Consider the following 14,919-nt stretch of genomic DNA (forward strand, 5'->3'; position numbering starts at 1 on the left):
GCGGAGATGGACATCAGCTTCGAGGCGTACCGGGAGCTCACCCTGCGACGGCCAGGAAGCCAGGGGGAGCTTCCCTTGGAGTGGAGGCCTGCGGTGACGGCGCATTGCCTGCTGATCGGTGAAGACCGGGCGGAGCGCGCACGGCACATCACATCCATGCTCACGGAACTGCAGCAAAGCGGCTGGAACGCGCTGTGCCCGAGCGATGTCGACGACGGGGCCGCCGATATCCGTGTCGCATACGACCTGATGGTGGAGCGGTACTCGCGGCTCGAGGAGCAGCGGGACACCGATGACGAGCAGACACCGCTGGTGCTCGCGGTCAACGACTACATCGGCCTCACTGGATCGATGGATCTCGCTGCGATCATCGACTGCGGTCGCGCGGTCCGCGTGCACCTGATCCTCGGCGCCGACCGGTCCCTGTTCGCGGGCGTGCTGCCCACGCTGCGCGACGGGTTCGTGCACACGCGTATCGATGCGGCGCCCGCACTGGCCGGAGCCAGCCGATGAGCGCCGCGGCGGTGGAAGCCGTGCTCGAGGTGGCCGGGCTGCAGCTGCACGAGCAGATCCGCTTCGCCGGTGACAGGCGGTGGTGGACGGTCCGCGCCGCCGATGACGCGTACGCCGTTGTGACCCGCCAGGCCGAGTTTGAACCCCGCGGAGTCGTCGTCTACACGATCGTCGATTCTGGCCAGGGCGTCCGCGGGCCCTGCAACAACCTCGGCGGCGGATGGACATTCGAGCCGACCGACCTTGAGGGTAGCGCCGAGGACCTCCTGCATGCTCTGCGCGGGAGCTTCGACCACACGAACAGGGCGGACCTCCCCGAGCATCGACGCAGCCGCATCTGGCGCGTCGAGATCTCGCGCCGCCGCAGCGTCCCTCTGGTGATCACCGACCGCCGGCCGCCCGCCGTGCACAGAGCCTGATCATGACCACCGGCCTCCTCGACGACGCCGTCGTCGCGTTCACCGACGCGTGGGACACTTCCGCGGATCCCCACCTGCATGTGACCGGCCCGCACCGCACGGGACGCACTCAGGGGCTCATCCGCCTGCTCCTCAGCTGGCAGCAGCACGGCGGCGTGGTGCTTTGGCTCGACCCGCACACGACTGACGCGTCCGGTCTCGATCAGGCCTTCCTGATCGTCGCGGACGCGATCAACATCCTCCACGCGCGCGCCCGGAACCGTGAGGACGAACCCGACGCGACGTTCCCTCCCGTGCTGGTCATCCTCGACGACTACGACAGGATCCTCCGTCTCGCCGAAGACGCCACGCAGCTCGAGCAGCTGCGCCGCAACGTCCGCCAGCTCATCCATGAAGGCGCCCGCGACGGGGTCCACCTGGCGCTTGCGACCAGCACGCGGAACCCCGTGATCGAAGACGAGATCGCACGCGAGCTCAGCACCGTGGTGCTCGGAGACACCGCATCTCCCGGGGGCCACCTTTGCGCGGGCATGGGCACCTTCACCGACCGCACCACCCGCGTCCAGCGGATCCGATTCTGACGAGGGTGAGCAGAACCACCACCAGCAGTGAGCGCGCCAGCGCATCAATGAGAGGAACTCCAACATGTTCAACCGGTACGCGGATCACGTCGCCTACCTCTTCGAGCCGCGCAGCTGGGCGCGCCACATCGGCGTGCTCGTCTACAGCGTGATCCTCTGGGCGGTCCTCGCCGCCATCTTCGCCGTGCTGTTCTTCGGGGTGGACCTTGCCGGCAAGGACCTCTGGGCGGCAACGGCGCCCGAGGCAGCGTTCGGCGCGAAGGGGATCGTCGCGCTCCTGTACACAGGCCTGTTCCTGGCGTTCGTGGTCACGGCTTTCCTCGGCGCGCTCGAGGTCATCATCTGGGCGATCGCGAGCACTCTGCGGATCCGGCGGGTACGCACGCGGGTTCTGCGCTGGGTCGCGAAGTTCCAGATCCGCAGCGCTCGCGCCTATGAACGGTCAACCGCGTCGTGAACTCCTCGCGCCGCAGGTGCACGTCGCCACACCCCGAGTGGGATGACGCATGATCGTCCCGCCGTCCGGCCCCGTCGCCGGCGAGCTCGAAGCAACGGCCTGCATCGTCATGGTGGCCGCAGCGTGGGTGCTCGCTGCGTGGTTGGTCGTGTGGGTGCTTGCTGCCGTGCCGCGCCTCATCAGTCTCGGGGGCCTCATGTATGCGGCGCTCTGCATCGGATCAGGGGTCTGGGCCGCGACGTTCGATGCCTGGTGGATCCTCTGGGCGAGCGTTGGAGCGCTGCCGGTGATGCTGGTCCTCGGTTGGTTGATTCGGTGGCGGCTGGTGCGCTCCGCGGACGCTGGAAAACCGTGACCTTGCCGGTGGCCCATTTGTCCACCCTGTGCCGCTACGGCCACCCCTTGTAGGTGAAGGGGTTGGCACCTCCAATCCTTTCAGTTATATTCGGGAATATAACTAAGGATGGAGGAGTGATGCGAACCCAGATCTGCCCGCCCGACCACAAGCACGGCGCGACGTCGAGCTGCTACCAGGAGCACGACTGCGCATGCGCCCCGTGCCGGACCGCGAACGCTGAGCGTCGAGCGGCCTACCGCCGCACCGCGGCGTACGGCCTGCCCACCTCCGACTTCGTGTCCGCCCAGCCCGCCCAGACGCACATCGAAGACCTGATCACGGCCGGCTTCACCCCCGCTCTGATCGCCGCGATGTCCGACACCTCACGAGAGGGCGTGAACCGGATCATGCGCGGGCACAACAGCCGCCGCGGAACGAGGCGAAACTCGACAGTTCTCATTCGTCGCACGACCGCTGAACGGATCCTGGCGATCGCCCCGGATCTCCGCGACATCCCCGCCGGACACTGGATCAGCGGCCGCGGCGTCCGCCGCCGCATCGAAGCACTCGGCACCCGAGGATGGTCCGTCGAAGCGATCCGCCGCCACGCGCACATCGGCCCTCGCCCTCTCAGCGGTGCCCTCGCCGGCCAGAACGTGCTGTCCGAGATCCACACCACCATCGCCGCCGTCTACGAAGAGCTCTGGGACCAGCACCCGCCCATCGAGACCTATGGGCAGCGCCTGTCCTACGGCAGCACCATCGCCCGCGCGTCCCGCAACGGATGGCTCCCGCCCCTGGCCTGGGACGACATCGACACCGACGACGAACCCCCCGCCGTCGACCACGCCCCCGTCATCGACCACGTCGCCATCCACCTCGCCCTCCGCGGCGAGCGCGTGGGGCTCACGGAACAGGAGCGCGCGATCGTGCTGGCGCAGGCGGGGGAGCGGCAGCTGAAGAAGCGTGAGCTCGCGGAGATCGTCGGGGTCACGGTGCGGCATGTCGGGCGGCTGCGTGCGGCCGTTGCGGAGGCGGCGTGATGAGTCGCGTTCTGGATCAGCTCGAGGCGGTCACGCATGGCACGCCGAGTGGGTACAAGGGCGGCTGTCAGAGCCGCGGTGGGTGCCCGAACCATGGCAGCCGCACCGATCTGACGTGTGTGCGCGCGTATCGCGCGTGGGTGCACTACTACCGCCTGTTCAACACCCTCGACCCGGACCAGCCGATCACGAAGGCCATGCTCCGCGACGCGAAAGGACGTCCCTGATGGACCAGAACGAGACCGCCCGGGAGTTGGCGGCGCAGATGACCGCCGCGTTCGGTGTGCCGATGAAGGTCTGCTGGGATTTCGGCACCTTCCGGCTCGTGTGCGCCCGTGTTGACGGGAAGCCGCTCACGCAGCGTATGGAGGAGACGTTCACGTCGGTCCTGCGGCCGCTCGGTGGGCGCCGCGTCGAGATGAGCGTGCGATGACCGCGCAGGAGCAGAGCGAGCACCTGCACGCCGCACTGTTGGAGCTCGCTGGCACCTCGGACCGGCTTGCCGGTCGGGCCGCGGGCCTGGACGAGCTCGATGCGAGCAGCGCCCTCTTCGTTCTGGCAGACGAGCTGCGCACCATGGCGCAGCTGGTGCAGGCATCCACCCCGGACGAGGCCACCTTCCGGCTGCTCGACGACGGCCGCTGGCGCATCAGCAACACCATGCTTCGCCTCGACGGCCTCGAGCGCACCACCGCCACCCTCACCTCGATCGGGGCTGAGTGCTGATGTCCCCCGAGCAGCACGAGCGCGCCGTGGAGATCTTCGAGACCACGATCGGCATCGAGTACTCCGACCAGGTCGAGCGCACCCCCGAATGGGACGACGCCGTCGCTAAGGCCGAAGACACCACACCAGCGACGACGGTCACGATCACGTTCCCGTCCTGCATCCCCGCGCAGCTGCTGGACCGGGTGACCGCGTTCGCGACCGACCTGCGCCGGATCCCCACCATCGACCTGGTCGACGTCGTCGAGATCCGCACCTGCAGCAGCTGCGGCTGCACCGACGACCAGGGCTGCTTCGGCGGCTGTTCGTGGATCAGCGACGACCAGGACCTCTGCTCCGCATGCGCACCCGCAGAGGCAGCGGAGCAGAGCCGATGAACACCCGCGTCAAGACGACCGGCGTCCTCGCCCTCGCGGCCGTCGCGCTCACCCTCGCCGGCATGATCACCGGGACCCTACGCGCCAGCACTCCGCACGCGCCCACCGCGCACGCTACGACGCCCGCCCAGGCCTCTACCCCGGCCACCTCGGCACCCAGCGCGGCACAACCGGATCCAGGCGCTCAGAACGGCGCCTACGCGGAAGCGCTGGCGCTCGCCGCGGCGCTCCCGTTGACCGTGGTCGACCCGGCCCAGCCGGTGCCGCCGTACTCGCGCCCCAAGTTCGGGCCCGCCTGGGCCGACGTCGACCACAACGGGTGCCGGCAGCGCGACGACATGCTTGCCCGCGACCTGGTCGACGTCGTCAAGGACACGAACGGCTGCACCGTCCTGACCGGGGTCCTCGAGCGCGACCCCTACACCGGCCGCCGCATCGTCTTCCAGCACGACCGGGTCGCCGAACCCGGCAACAAGGGATCCTCCGGTGTGCAGGGCGAGCACATCGTCAGCCTCAAGGCCGCGTGGGTCGGGGGCGCGTGGGCGTGGAGCGATCAGCGTCGCCTCGAGTTCGCGAACAACCTCGCCGATGTGATCGCCGTCGACGGATCCGCGAACGAGAGCAAGGGCGAGGACGGCCCGGCGGCTTTCATCCCGAAGACCTACTACCGGTGCACCTACGTCACCAAGTACACGCAGATCGTCCACACGTGGGAGATCACCGTGCCCAAAGCCGACCGCGATGCGCTCGTGGCGGCCCTCACCGAATGCGAGGCGGGCCGATGACGCGCCCCGACGACAACATGGCAGGAGAACCCCATGAGCGAGGGACCGATCCGTCTGTGGCGGGAGTCGTGGACGCCGACCGTGGTGTCCATCCCGGACTGCGAACGGGTCTGCTACCCGTGGCCGCCGACGGGGACCGTCGCGTGCGGTCGCCGAAAGACGCCCAGGGACAAGGATCTGCGGCAGGTGACCTGCCCGGAATGCCTGGCAGCGCTGCGCGCCGACGGCATCCGCACCCCGGCCCTTCATCCCTTGGCGCCGACGCCGGCGGGGCTGCGGCTATGAGCTCCCTCAGGACCGGCGAGCGCCCGGCCGACACGGTCAGCATCTCCGGTCAGGCGGGGACGCCGGCGTCCGTCGGCGATGTGCGGATCAGCGATCTCTACGTCGGGGCAGGGGACTCGTTCGCGATGCTGACGGGTGAGGAGCTCGCGAAGGCCATGCCGCTGTGCGCCGATACGAGCCACGCCGGATCCCGGCATTGGCTGCGCGCCGAACCGACCCCGATCGACACGGCGACGCTCGCCGCGGCGATCCGCGAGTACGAGGCCCCCTCATGACGTCGCGCTGCTCCGACATCACCATGTCGGACTACTACTGCGGCGCCGGCGGCTCGTCGACCGGTGGGATCCAGGTGCCCGGCGTGCGCGTCACCATGGCCGTGAACCACTGGGACCTCGCGATCGCCACGCACAACACGAACCACCCGGACACGGACCACGACAAGGCCGACATCAACAAGGCCGACCCGCACCGGTACCCGCGCACCAACATCGGCTGGTTCTCCCCGGAGTGCACCTACTGGTCGCAGGCCAGGGGCGAAAAGCTCCCCGACGGGCAGCTCGCCTGGGACTTCTTCGGCGACTCCCTCCCGAACGAGGCCGCCGACCGGTCCCGCATGGGCATGTGGGACGTGCCCCGCTTCACCGCCGTGCACCTCTACGACATCGTCATCGTCGAGAACGTCCCCAGGGTGGTGAAGGGCGTGCACTGGAACCGGTGGCTCACGTCCATGCACGACATGGGCTACCGGCACGAGGTGCTCTGGCTGAACTCGATGCACTCCCAGGGCCTCGGCGACGGCGCACCCCAGAGCAGGGACCGCGTGTACATCGTGTTCTGGCGGGCCGGGAACCCGCGCCCGGACTTCGAGTCCTGGATCCGCCCCGAAGCGATCTGCCCCGAGCACGGCCTGATCCAGTCCGCGCAGGTCATGAAGCCTCGCGGCGCGGTCACGAAGACCTACGGCGCGCAGTACACCCTCCGCTGCCCCGACCCGGCCTGCAACACCGAGGTGTTCCCGGCCGTCGCCGGCGCCGACACGATCATCGACTGGTCCAAGCGCGGAGTCCGCATCGGCGACCGGAGCGCCCTCGGGATGAAGGAGCTCGAACACAAGACGATGCTGCGCACCTTCCACGGTGTGAAGAAGCACTGGGGCCAGGACATGGTCGTCGAGGCACAGGGCAACACCTACGACGCCACCAGCCCGCGGCACCCGCAGCACCTCGACCCCGGCGCCTACTACCGCGCCTGGCCCGTCGACGAGCCGCTACGCACCCTGCACACCTCGGCGTCGAAGGCCCTCATCGTGAACCAGGTATCCGGATCCGACGCAGCGAGGTCGACCCCGGTCGGCGCACCGCTCCCGGCGCTCGTCGCCGGCGGAAACCACGCCTCCCTACTGATCCCGGTTGAAGGCCGCGACGGGAAGAGAGCACGCCTGGCCGCCGATCCACTGCGCACCCAGTCGACGAGGAACGAGACCGCGCTCGTCGTCCCGCTGCGCAACCACGGCGTCGCGAAGCCGACCGACGCGCCGATCGATACCGTCGCAGCGAACGGCAACCACCACGCCCTCGTGATCCGTCAGCAGAACTCGCGCGGCACCATGGCGGGCATGTCGACGCCGGTGACCGAGCCGATGCACACACTCACCGCCGCCGGCAACCAGTCGCTCCTCACACCAGGCGAGGAAGGGCTGCTCGAGTTCGGATTCACCGACGCCGAGATCTGGGACATGGTCTACGACGCCGAGTTCCGGATGCTCGAGCCCGGCGAGATCAAGCGGGGCATGTCCTTCCCCGACGAATACGTCCTCCTCGGCAACAAGCGCGAGCAGGTCAAGATGGCCGGCAACGCCGTCACCCCCAACGCAGCCCGCGACATCATCGCCGCCTGCGTCGAATCCCTCGGCTACCGCGTCGACAAGTTCGCGCTCGCCGCCTAACCACAACCCCACCCATCCATCGAGGAGGACACCATGGGCACCATCCCCGTCGTTCTCAATCTCCCCCGCCCCGCATTCGAGCACTGGGAAGCCGAGAGTCAGCGCCTCGGAAAACCGATCCACATCCTGCTCGAGATCGCCGCCATGCGGGCCTGCATCCCACGAACCGCGGAGGAAGCGTTCATCCGCAGATGCCAGCAGCGGTACGCCGAAGACCCGGAGTATCGGCGGGCGCTCACCGCCGAGCGTCCCCGCCGCCGCCCGATCCAGAGCCTTGCGAACGCCGCATGACCACCGAACGCGACATGCTCGACCGGCTCCGCGTCCGCTACGGCAAGACCTACCGGAACGGGTCCTACGTCGGCCGCCAGTTCGTGATCGCCGAGAAAGTGCCCACCACCCCAGGCAGCTGGGGCGGAGACAGGATCGCCGACGCCCTCGTACTCGACACCTGGTCCGCCCCGCATAGCGAGCTCACCGAAACAGAGCGCGACTCCGCACGATGGGGAGAACGCCAATCCGTACACGGCTTCGAGGTCAAGATCTCCCGAGCCGACTGGCTCGCCGAACTCCGAGACCCGGAGAAAGCCGACGCCTGGGGCCGCTACTGCCACTACTTCTCGCTGGTCGCCGCCGACCGACGCATCGTCCGCGACGACCTCCCCAACGGGTGGGGCCTGCTCATCCCGCACGGCACCAGCCTCCGCATGGTTGTGAAACCACGAAGACGAGACCCGCGGCCCATGCCGACATCGATCGTCGTCTCCATCGCCCGCGCCGTGCAGAAGACCGAAACCGCGATCGCGGCCACCGCACCCGCGCTCGCGGCATCGACGACGGCTTGAGAGATCTGATCGTGCTGCGGGACGCGTCGCATCCGCTGCCCGTCGGATGGGACGGGTGCAAGGTCGAATGGGGAGCGTGGGAGCGCAGCACCGTGCAGCTGTGTCCGGAGCCTGAGGCTCGCTGCGGGTGCGGGTCGACCGCATCCCCGTTCACCGCACGAGGACTGCGGCATCCTGCAGTTGAGGATCTCGCGCGCGCCGAGGCGATCCCGAGAGTCGGCCGCCGCACACCCCTGATCGCACCGCGATACGACCTCTTCGCCACCAGGTGCCCCAGCTGCGGGGAGGTCACCGTGTGGGACATGGTCTCGGATCATCATTGGGTCCTTGATGACAGCGACTACGGGCCGACTGGCTCGTGGGCATGGTCGGGTGGGCTGCTCGACCTGCTGCTCACCGACACTGAGGACTGAGCCCGGCCCACGAAGCCGTGGCGCGGTGGCACCAATTTGTCCAGAACGTGCGCCGAAGAGCCCCCCTTGTAGGTGAGAGCATCCAGCGGAGGCGCCACGGAGGAGCAGCTGATGTCGAAGACGAGTCGGGAACCGGTGTGTTCGGGCGCACCAGAGCGTGACCAGGCCGGATCCCCGCCGCAGACCGTGAGCGTGCGGTCAGGCCTTCTGCGCCCGGGCAGCATCGACGACAGCGTTCGCGTCCGTGACGTCGATGTGAAGCCGATCCGCGATCGCCGTGAGCTCGCGGTCGGCCCAGCGGGTGCGGCCGCGCATGCGCTGGCCGAAGGTGATGCTGTTCAACCCGAGCACCTGGATCAGGTCCGCCTGCGTGCGAACATCGGGAAGACCGGCGCCAGCCTTGATCTGAGCGCGCAGGCGCTCCGCGAACACGGATGCATCAACGGCATCCGGCGCGAGAAGTCGCGGCCGCCGGCCGCGCGCAGACGGGGATCGGCGCGACCGGCCCTCCACATACTGATCGACGTCGGAGAGCCAGTACTGAGGGGAGGGACCGTTGAAGCTGGCGGCTTTCGGGAACGCGGGATCCGTGGCCTTGAGCTTGTAGACGGTGCCGATCTTGACCTTGAGGCGGTCAGCGACCTGCGCACTGTCCAGGAGCGCATCATCGGCATCGTAGGCGGCGGTCATGACTCTCCTCTCGGCGGGCTGTTCACGAATATAACGGCGCTGGGCGACCAGGGCGCGGAATGCGGCGCGCCGCAGGATGAACACGGTTCACGAACACAGTTCCGTAACCTCGTTCGCATGGGTACGTCGATTTCTAACCGTGAAGCGATCCGGCAGGACCTTCGTGACGTCGCCGAGGAGCTCTCGGCGCGCGAAGAGATCCTCGAGCGTCGAGGGGAGCTGATCGACGCGGCGCGCAGCGCGCAGCCACCTCTCACCTTCCGAGAGATCGCAGACCTGGTGGGCATGACCGAGCGCGGCGCACAGAAGGCGCTCGATGCGTATCGGCGCAAGCACCACGTCCAGGCCCTCGCCAGCTGAGCGCGCGGGATGCAATCCCCTGTCGCGAAATGTGCTTGCATTTTTCAATCAATCTTCCCTAATATAACCTTGACGAAGGATCGAGAGGAGGCGTCACGATGACCGAAATCGACTACCGGCCCAAGCCGTGGACGCCGAAGGCGATCCCCACCATCTGGGTCGACCAGGCCACTGGCCGAGGCGTCACCAGCGACGGAGCGCCGGTCCGGCCCGTCATCGGTGAGCGCCGGCAGAAGCCGAACCTGACGGATCTGCTGGACACCGCCGCCGCATACGGTGCAAACCGGATCATGCTCACCGGCAAGCGCCCGGAACCGGTCCCGGGTGTGAAGCACTGGCTCTTCGTGCAGACCCCGCGGTGGATCCCCGGATCGCACTGGATCAACGCAGGCCCGCCGACGGGACGGTTCTCTCACGAGAGCACCGGGTTCAAGATCGAGGTTCGGACTGCTGAGGAGTGGTTCGACGATGCCCCGCTGACGCCGGCACAGGCGCGCGAGGCCTGGGAGACGACCGCCGCGGTGATGCGCGCGGCTGACGAGCGGGCGCGGATGTTCAACTCTCCCGCCGCGACCGGGACGAACCTCTGGGCTCTGTCGCTGCCGAAGAACGTCAACCCGGTGCCGGTGGATCCGGACATCGCCGCCGAGATCCACGCGACCAGCGGACAGCACCACTACGACCACCTGGTCGCCGGCGCGAACTTCAGCCGGCACGAGGACTGCGTGCCCCTGATCGACCCGGCGAAGACGAAGAAGATCCGCGAGTTCGCGTACGTCGACGGTCGGTTCATGTACGCGGGAGTCGGGCGCGAGCTCGGCATCGGCCCGGCGCGACGGCTGAACCGGGAGGCGGCATCCGAGCTGCTGTTCCAGGACCCGTACGCCCGGGCCCGCTTCCACGTGCGGTTCCGTGTCCCGGAGAACTGGCATCACGTCGGACTGCTGCCGGTGAAGCACCAGCGCGTCGAGGAGGGATGGTTCTACCCGAACCGTCCCGGCGCCGTGCACGACACGTGGGTCGACGGTGCGGAGCTGCACGTCGCGCAGTCGGCGGGATGGGAGATCGTCCCGCACGAGGCCGTGCTGTTCAAGAAGGCCAGACCCCTGGACACGTTCACGGACCGGATGACGCGGGCCCGTGCGAAGGTCTCGGAGAACCGAGACATGAACCCGACGATCCGGCAGGCCGTGATGTCGGCGCTGCGCTCGATCATGCTGCACTCCATCGGCGCGTTCGCTGCCGGCGGCCGCGACGAGACGCGTGTGGCGACGAGCCTGCGTGAGATCCCGCAGGCGTACCAAGGCGACGCCGTGCAGCAGGGGAAGCTGTACGTCTACCACGTGCCATCGAACCCGACGAGCCGGACCAGCCAGTACTACCACCCGGAGCTCGCCGCGCAGGTGTGGGGACGCGCCCGGGCCAGGGTCCTGCTGGGGCCGAGCAGCATCGGCGGCGCGACGTCGGGCGCGCTGCGCGTGGATCCGGCAACGCTCGTCGGTATCCAAGGTGATGCCCTGTTCACGACCTCGCTGCCGATCTGGTCCCTCCCGGTCGACCAGGGTGGCGGCGATGACGGCAAGACGGGACGACTGCGCCTGCAGGGCTACACGCGCGGCGAGTACGCCACCCCTGAGACTCTCAGGCAGCGGGCCGCCTTGAAGGCCCGCGCGGAGCGCGCGGGTCTTGACGAAGCACTCCGCGCGATCGCGGAGGTGGCGTGATGGCAGATCAGCCACGTTCCGCTCAGGAGCTCGTGCGCGTGCTGCGCGGTCAGGGCATCAGCATCGCGGAGATCGCCGGCGTCTTGAACCGTTCCCCCCGAATGGTCCGAAAGGTCGAAGCGGGACAGACCTCCGGAGCGCTGTACCGTGAGGCGCTCGACGAGCTCGCGACCACCGGGCAGGCGACCAAGATCCCGCCGCGGCGTCGCCTCAAGGACGGCACCCTGATGCCCGTGCGCGGCAAGGTCGCTGACGGCCAGGACAAGATGATCGTCCCCGAGGACACCGGAGGCCGGTACACGGCCGCCAAGCAGGGTGGCCGGGTCCAGGTGCAGACCGGGTTCATGACCGACGGTGGCCGCCTCATTCAGGCGCGGATCCCGAAGGGGCGCACCGCGAAAGGCCGTCAGACCGCCAACGTGGAGCTGCTGAACATGGTGCGCTCTGCCGCTCGAGGGCAGCGGGGCAAGAACCAGAAGCTGGTCACCGCGCGGGTCACGTTCGCGAACGGCCGACAGATGGAAGTGAACACGTACAACGCGTCCACGATGCTCAAACGCATCAAGGAGTCCGATGGCGACGTGCTCGGCTGGTTCGCATCAGAGGCCGGCAACAGGTACATCAACCTGGACACGACGAGCGTGCCGATCACCGGGCTGCAGCTGAACGTGTTCCAGGCGCCGAAGACCGAGGGCTACGACCGTGAGCAGGCCGCTGGCCGCACCCGCCGCACTCGCCGGCTCAGCGAGGCGGAGAAGGCACGCCAGCAGGCGCGTGCGCAGCTCGACGCCGCCAAGAGCCGCCGCGGCCGACGGGGGAGCACATCATGACGACCGTGAAGGGAGGGATCAGCCATGGCTAATGCTGCCGCCGGCGACGACAAGCTCGCCCGCCCCGCATCCCTCAAGCGTGCGCCGCGCCCTGCTGCGGACGATGGCATCGACCCGGTCGACCCTCACCCCGAAGTCGCGGCGGAGGCCCCTAAGTCCTCTCAGGCAGGCAAGAAGCGCGGCCCGTACAACGTGCAGCGCGTCGAAAAGGTGCCGGCGTCGTACAGGTTGCCCCCGGACGTGATCGAGCTGATCAATCAGGCCCGCGCTGAAGCTGCGGCGCGCGGCGATCGCCTCACCAAGGACGAAGCGGTCACCATGGCCGTCCGCTCCTTCTGGGGCGGCAAGCGGCAGCGCCGCCAGTAACTCGCCTCGAGCAGAAAGACCACCGTCGACATGATGGGTACTTCTCATGCCGTGACCGGCGCCGCGGCCTGGGTCGCCGTCACCGCGACGACCCTGCCGGCGCTGCACCTGTATTCGGCGACTCCCGCGGGCGTCGTGCTCGGTGCAGCGGTCTGCGCCGGCGCCGCGCTCCTCCCGGACGCCGACCACCACGACGCGACCATCGCCCACTCCATCCCCGTCCTCGGGCGGGTCGCCGCCGGCACGGTCGAGAGCGTCTCCGGCGGACACCGCCACGGCATGCACTCCCTGCTCGCCGTCCTCGGGATCCTCGCCGCGACCACCATGCTCAGCGCGCTGCGATGGACGCCTTCAGGCTGGGACCACACGATTCAGGTCGGATCCGCGCTCTCTGTCATGGCCTGCGTGACGTTCGCGGCGAAAGTCCTCACCCTGGTCCGGTCCTGGCTGGCAGCCTGGGCACTGGGCGCCGGCGCGGCCGCCCTCGTCGCGCTCTGGGCTCCCAACGAGTTCTCATGGCTGCCGGTGTGCATCGGCGTCGGATTCGCCGTCCACCTCATCGGGGATGCCCTAACGACCGAAGGCATCCCGTTGCTCTGGCCACTCAACCCGCGCCCGCCTAGGTCGATCACACACACACCGGTCCTCCGCGCAATCTGGAAACGAAACGGATACCTCGCGATCCCGATCCTCGGGAACGCAGGCTCGCTCCGAGAATGGCTGCTCATGCTCCCCATCGCCGCCTACGCGGTCTGGGGCGTCGCAGCCACGGGGATGCAGCTCGTCCACGCCGCCTTCGCCTAGCCGGCGTCGGAGGACGGCGAGAGCTTCCTGAGCCCGCACCTGCACCTGTGCCTGGTGACTCCGCGTGCGCGTCGCACTCGTGGCAGCGCGCCGCCGCTCCCATGCTCGCAAAAGGCCTTCGGCACATGTGGCCTAAATCGCGCGTCTCGCGAGGATCCCAACCAGAGTGCCGCATGAACCTCTCAGGTCAACACTTCCTCACGCCTCTCGCGCAGCGCATCAACTGTGCGAACCACCTTCACCAACGGAGCCTTCATCGCGCCGGCGAGCTTCGCCAGCAGAACCTCACGGCTCTCCAGGGAGGCGTACATGTTGACCTCGTCGGCGCTGAGGGCGTTGCCCTCGAAGATGCCGCCCTTGATCACGAGAAGCGGGTTCGCCTTGGCAAAGTCACGCAGAGCCTTGGCGGTGGCGGCGAAGTCACCGTGCACCCACGCCACGGCCGACGGACCCTTGAGGTCCTCGTCCAGCGACGTGATCCCCGCGTTGTGCAGGGCGATCTTGGTCCGCGTGTTCTTCACCACGGCGTAGCTCGCGTCCTGACGGATGCTGTTGCGCAGCTGCTTGAGCTGGGCGACCGTCAGACCGCGGTACTCGGTCAGCAGGACGGCGTTCGAGTTCTCGAACTCCTTCGTCAACTCGATGATGGCGGCGCTCTGCCTGATTGAATCGGTTGCGGAACCGATCTCTCTCAGCCCGACCGGCTCAGCTGGCGACGGATCGTCAGCGCGGTCTGGTTTCCAACGCTTGGGATCACTCGGATTCGGATCGGATGGGCTCTCGTCGGAGTCGGGGCTCATTGGGCAAACATCCACACGACGGTGACCCAGCAAGCAAGCGTGAGCACGGCTGACACCAGCACACCCCGATAGAACCATCTGGCGACAGACAGCCGCTGACGATTGAACTTCACCATCCCTGGCACGGTTACGAGGGCGAGCTGCCTGAGCGCTATCAGCCGCGACGGCGCTGGGTTCGTGCCTTCGAGCCATCGCATGAGCGCGTCGGGCAGCAGTACGAACTTGAACTGGATCAGCGGGGCAACCAGGGCGACAAGCAACGCTGCAAGGATTCCGAAGAGCACCGTTCCAACTGTGGCCCAAGCGAAGAATGCGCCCGTCTTCGCCGTGGTGGATAGGCCGGTCCCGACCAAGAATCCGGTCGCGGTGATCGTGAATGCCGTGAACATGATGGCTCGCTGGCGCATACCAGCGATCTCCTCGCGCTGGGCCTTCAGAGTTTCCAGGCCCGCGTTGTATGACAGCTGCACCCATTCGCGACGGTCGTCATCAGTCCATTGCGTTGCAGCACTCAACTCCGCGGATTCGTCATTCTCACGCGGATCGAGAGACTCGCCCTTCCGGACCATGCCCACATACTACTGTCGGCCATCAGTATCGGGCTTCGTTGGGATATTGC

23 protein-coding genes are annotated in these 14,919 nt (G+C 68.0%); 21 read left to right on the forward strand and 2 right to left on the reverse strand.

Annotation, left to right across the window (positions count from 1 at the left end):
* Window positions 1–6 precede the first annotated feature (6 nt).
* The 21 genes from ABD882_RS18840 to ABD882_RS18940 all read left to right on the forward strand — a co-directional run bounded on the left by ABD882_RS18840 (window position 7) and on the right by ABD882_RS18940 (window position 13,500).
* Window positions 7–513 (forward strand): hypothetical protein, encoded by a 507-nt coding sequence (locus ABD882_RS18840; protein ID WP_345189036.1) that lies wholly within the window; start codon window positions 7–9, stop codon window positions 511–513.
* The gene (locus ABD882_RS18845) at window positions 510–932 is read left to right on the forward strand and encodes a hypothetical protein (RefSeq protein ID WP_345189037.1); all 423 of its coding nucleotides are present in this window, start codon (window positions 510–512) and stop codon (window positions 930–932) included. Before ABD882_RS18840 ends, ABD882_RS18845 begins: the two co-directional genes overlap by 4 nt.
* A gap of 2 nt (window positions 933–934) precedes the next feature.
* The gene (locus tag ABD882_RS18850) at window positions 935–1,513 is read left to right on the forward strand and encodes a hypothetical protein (RefSeq protein ID WP_345189038.1); all 579 of its coding nucleotides are present in this window, start codon (window positions 935–937) and stop codon (window positions 1,511–1,513) included.
* Window positions 1,514–1,577: 64 nt separating this feature from the next.
* Window positions 1,578–1,970 (forward strand): hypothetical protein, encoded by a 393-nt coding sequence (locus tag ABD882_RS18855; protein WP_345189039.1) that lies wholly within the window; start codon window positions 1,578–1,580, stop codon window positions 1,968–1,970.
* A gap of 49 nt (window positions 1,971–2,019) precedes the next feature.
* Window positions 2,020–2,325: a hypothetical protein gene (locus tag ABD882_RS18860; RefSeq protein ID WP_345189040.1), complete on the forward strand. Its 306-nt coding sequence runs from the start codon at window positions 2,020–2,022 to the stop codon at window positions 2,323–2,325.
* Between the two features lie 116 nt (window positions 2,326–2,441).
* On the forward strand, window positions 2,442–3,350 hold the full coding sequence (locus ABD882_RS18865) for a hypothetical protein (protein WP_345189041.1): 909 nt from the start codon (window positions 2,442–2,444) through the stop codon (window positions 3,348–3,350).
* Entirely contained in the window at window positions 3,350–3,577 is a 228-nt protein-coding gene (locus ABD882_RS18870; RefSeq protein WP_345189042.1) for a hypothetical protein, read from the forward strand. The genes ABD882_RS18865 and ABD882_RS18870 overlap by 1 nt, the downstream gene beginning before the upstream one ends.
* Complete coding sequence (locus ABD882_RS18875; protein WP_345189043.1) at window positions 3,577–3,783, forward strand: hypothetical protein; 207 nt, start codon at window positions 3,577–3,579, stop codon at window positions 3,781–3,783. The genes ABD882_RS18870 and ABD882_RS18875 overlap by 1 nt, the downstream gene beginning before the upstream one ends.
* On the forward strand, window positions 3,780–4,076 hold the full coding sequence (locus ABD882_RS18880; RefSeq protein ID WP_345189044.1) for a hypothetical protein: 297 nt from the start codon (window positions 3,780–3,782) through the stop codon (window positions 4,074–4,076). The genes ABD882_RS18875 and ABD882_RS18880 overlap by 4 nt, the downstream gene beginning before the upstream one ends.
* Window positions 4,076–4,453, forward strand: a complete 378-nt coding sequence (locus tag ABD882_RS18885) for a hypothetical protein (RefSeq protein ID WP_345189045.1) — start codon at window positions 4,076–4,078, stop codon at window positions 4,451–4,453. Before ABD882_RS18880 ends, ABD882_RS18885 begins: the two co-directional genes overlap by 1 nt.
* Window positions 4,450–5,238, forward strand: coding sequence for an HNH endonuclease family protein (locus ABD882_RS18890; protein ID WP_345189047.1), 789 nt, complete (start codon window positions 4,450–4,452; stop codon window positions 5,236–5,238). The genes ABD882_RS18885 and ABD882_RS18890 overlap by 4 nt, the downstream gene beginning before the upstream one ends.
* A gap of 33 nt (window positions 5,239–5,271) precedes the next feature.
* On the forward strand, window positions 5,272–5,523 hold the full coding sequence (locus ABD882_RS18895) for a hypothetical protein (protein WP_345189048.1): 252 nt from the start codon (window positions 5,272–5,274) through the stop codon (window positions 5,521–5,523).
* On the forward strand, window positions 5,520–5,798 hold the full coding sequence (locus ABD882_RS18900) for a hypothetical protein (RefSeq protein WP_345189049.1): 279 nt from the start codon (window positions 5,520–5,522) through the stop codon (window positions 5,796–5,798). The genes ABD882_RS18895 and ABD882_RS18900 overlap by 4 nt, the downstream gene beginning before the upstream one ends.
* Entirely contained in the window at window positions 5,795–7,468 is a 1,674-nt protein-coding gene (locus ABD882_RS18905; protein WP_345189050.1) for a DNA cytosine methyltransferase, read from the forward strand. Before ABD882_RS18900 ends, ABD882_RS18905 begins: the two co-directional genes overlap by 4 nt.
* Before the next feature lie 33 nt (window positions 7,469–7,501).
* The gene (locus tag ABD882_RS18910; RefSeq protein WP_345189051.1) at window positions 7,502–7,759 is read left to right on the forward strand and encodes a hypothetical protein; all 258 of its coding nucleotides are present in this window, start codon (window positions 7,502–7,504) and stop codon (window positions 7,757–7,759) included.
* Window positions 7,756–8,313, forward strand: coding sequence for a hypothetical protein (locus ABD882_RS18915; protein WP_345189052.1), 558 nt, complete (start codon window positions 7,756–7,758; stop codon window positions 8,311–8,313). Before ABD882_RS18910 ends, ABD882_RS18915 begins: the two co-directional genes overlap by 4 nt.
* A 524-nt stretch (window positions 8,314–8,837) precedes the next feature.
* On the forward strand, window positions 8,838–9,776 hold the full coding sequence (locus ABD882_RS18920) for a hypothetical protein (protein ID WP_345189053.1): 939 nt from the start codon (window positions 8,838–8,840) through the stop codon (window positions 9,774–9,776).
* Window positions 9,777–9,874: 98 nt separating this feature from the next.
* Window positions 9,875–11,500 carry a hypothetical protein gene (locus ABD882_RS18925; protein ID WP_345189055.1) on the forward strand — a complete coding sequence of 542 codons (1,626 nt, stop codon included), beginning with the start codon at window positions 9,875–9,877 and terminating at the stop codon, window positions 11,498–11,500.
* Window positions 11,500–12,330 (forward strand): hypothetical protein, encoded by an 831-nt coding sequence (locus ABD882_RS18930; RefSeq protein WP_345189056.1) that lies wholly within the window; start codon window positions 11,500–11,502, stop codon window positions 12,328–12,330. Before ABD882_RS18925 ends, ABD882_RS18930 begins: the two co-directional genes overlap by 1 nt.
* A gap of 24 nt (window positions 12,331–12,354) precedes the next feature.
* Entirely contained in the window at window positions 12,355–12,696 is a 342-nt protein-coding gene (locus ABD882_RS18935; RefSeq protein ID WP_345189058.1) for a hypothetical protein, read from the forward strand.
* A gap of 30 nt (window positions 12,697–12,726) precedes the next feature.
* On the forward strand, window positions 12,727–13,500 hold the full coding sequence (locus ABD882_RS18940) for a metal-dependent hydrolase (RefSeq protein ID WP_345189059.1): 774 nt from the start codon (window positions 12,727–12,729) through the stop codon (window positions 13,498–13,500).
* A gap of 182 nt (window positions 13,501–13,682) precedes the next feature.
* On the opposite strand, the gene rplJ is transcribed toward ABD882_RS18940, so the two are convergent.
* Together rplJ and ABD882_RS18950 are read right to left on the reverse strand one after the other, a co-directional pair.
* Complete coding sequence (rplJ, locus tag ABD882_RS18945; RefSeq protein ID WP_345189084.1) at window positions 13,683–14,165, reverse strand: 50S ribosomal protein L10; 483 nt, start codon at window positions 14,163–14,165, stop codon at window positions 13,683–13,685.
* A gap of 131 nt (window positions 14,166–14,296) precedes the next feature.
* Window positions 14,297–14,869 carry a hypothetical protein gene (locus tag ABD882_RS18950; protein WP_345189060.1) on the reverse strand — a complete coding sequence of 191 codons (573 nt, stop codon included), beginning with the start codon at window positions 14,867–14,869 and terminating at the stop codon, window positions 14,297–14,299.
* Window positions 14,870–14,919: the final 50 nt, after the last annotated feature.

Origin of the sequence: Microbacterium panaciterrae, from assembly GCF_039541635.1 — a bacterium.
GTDB classification, from domain to species: Bacteria; Actinomycetota; Actinomycetes; order Actinomycetales; family Microbacteriaceae; genus Microbacterium; species Microbacterium panaciterrae.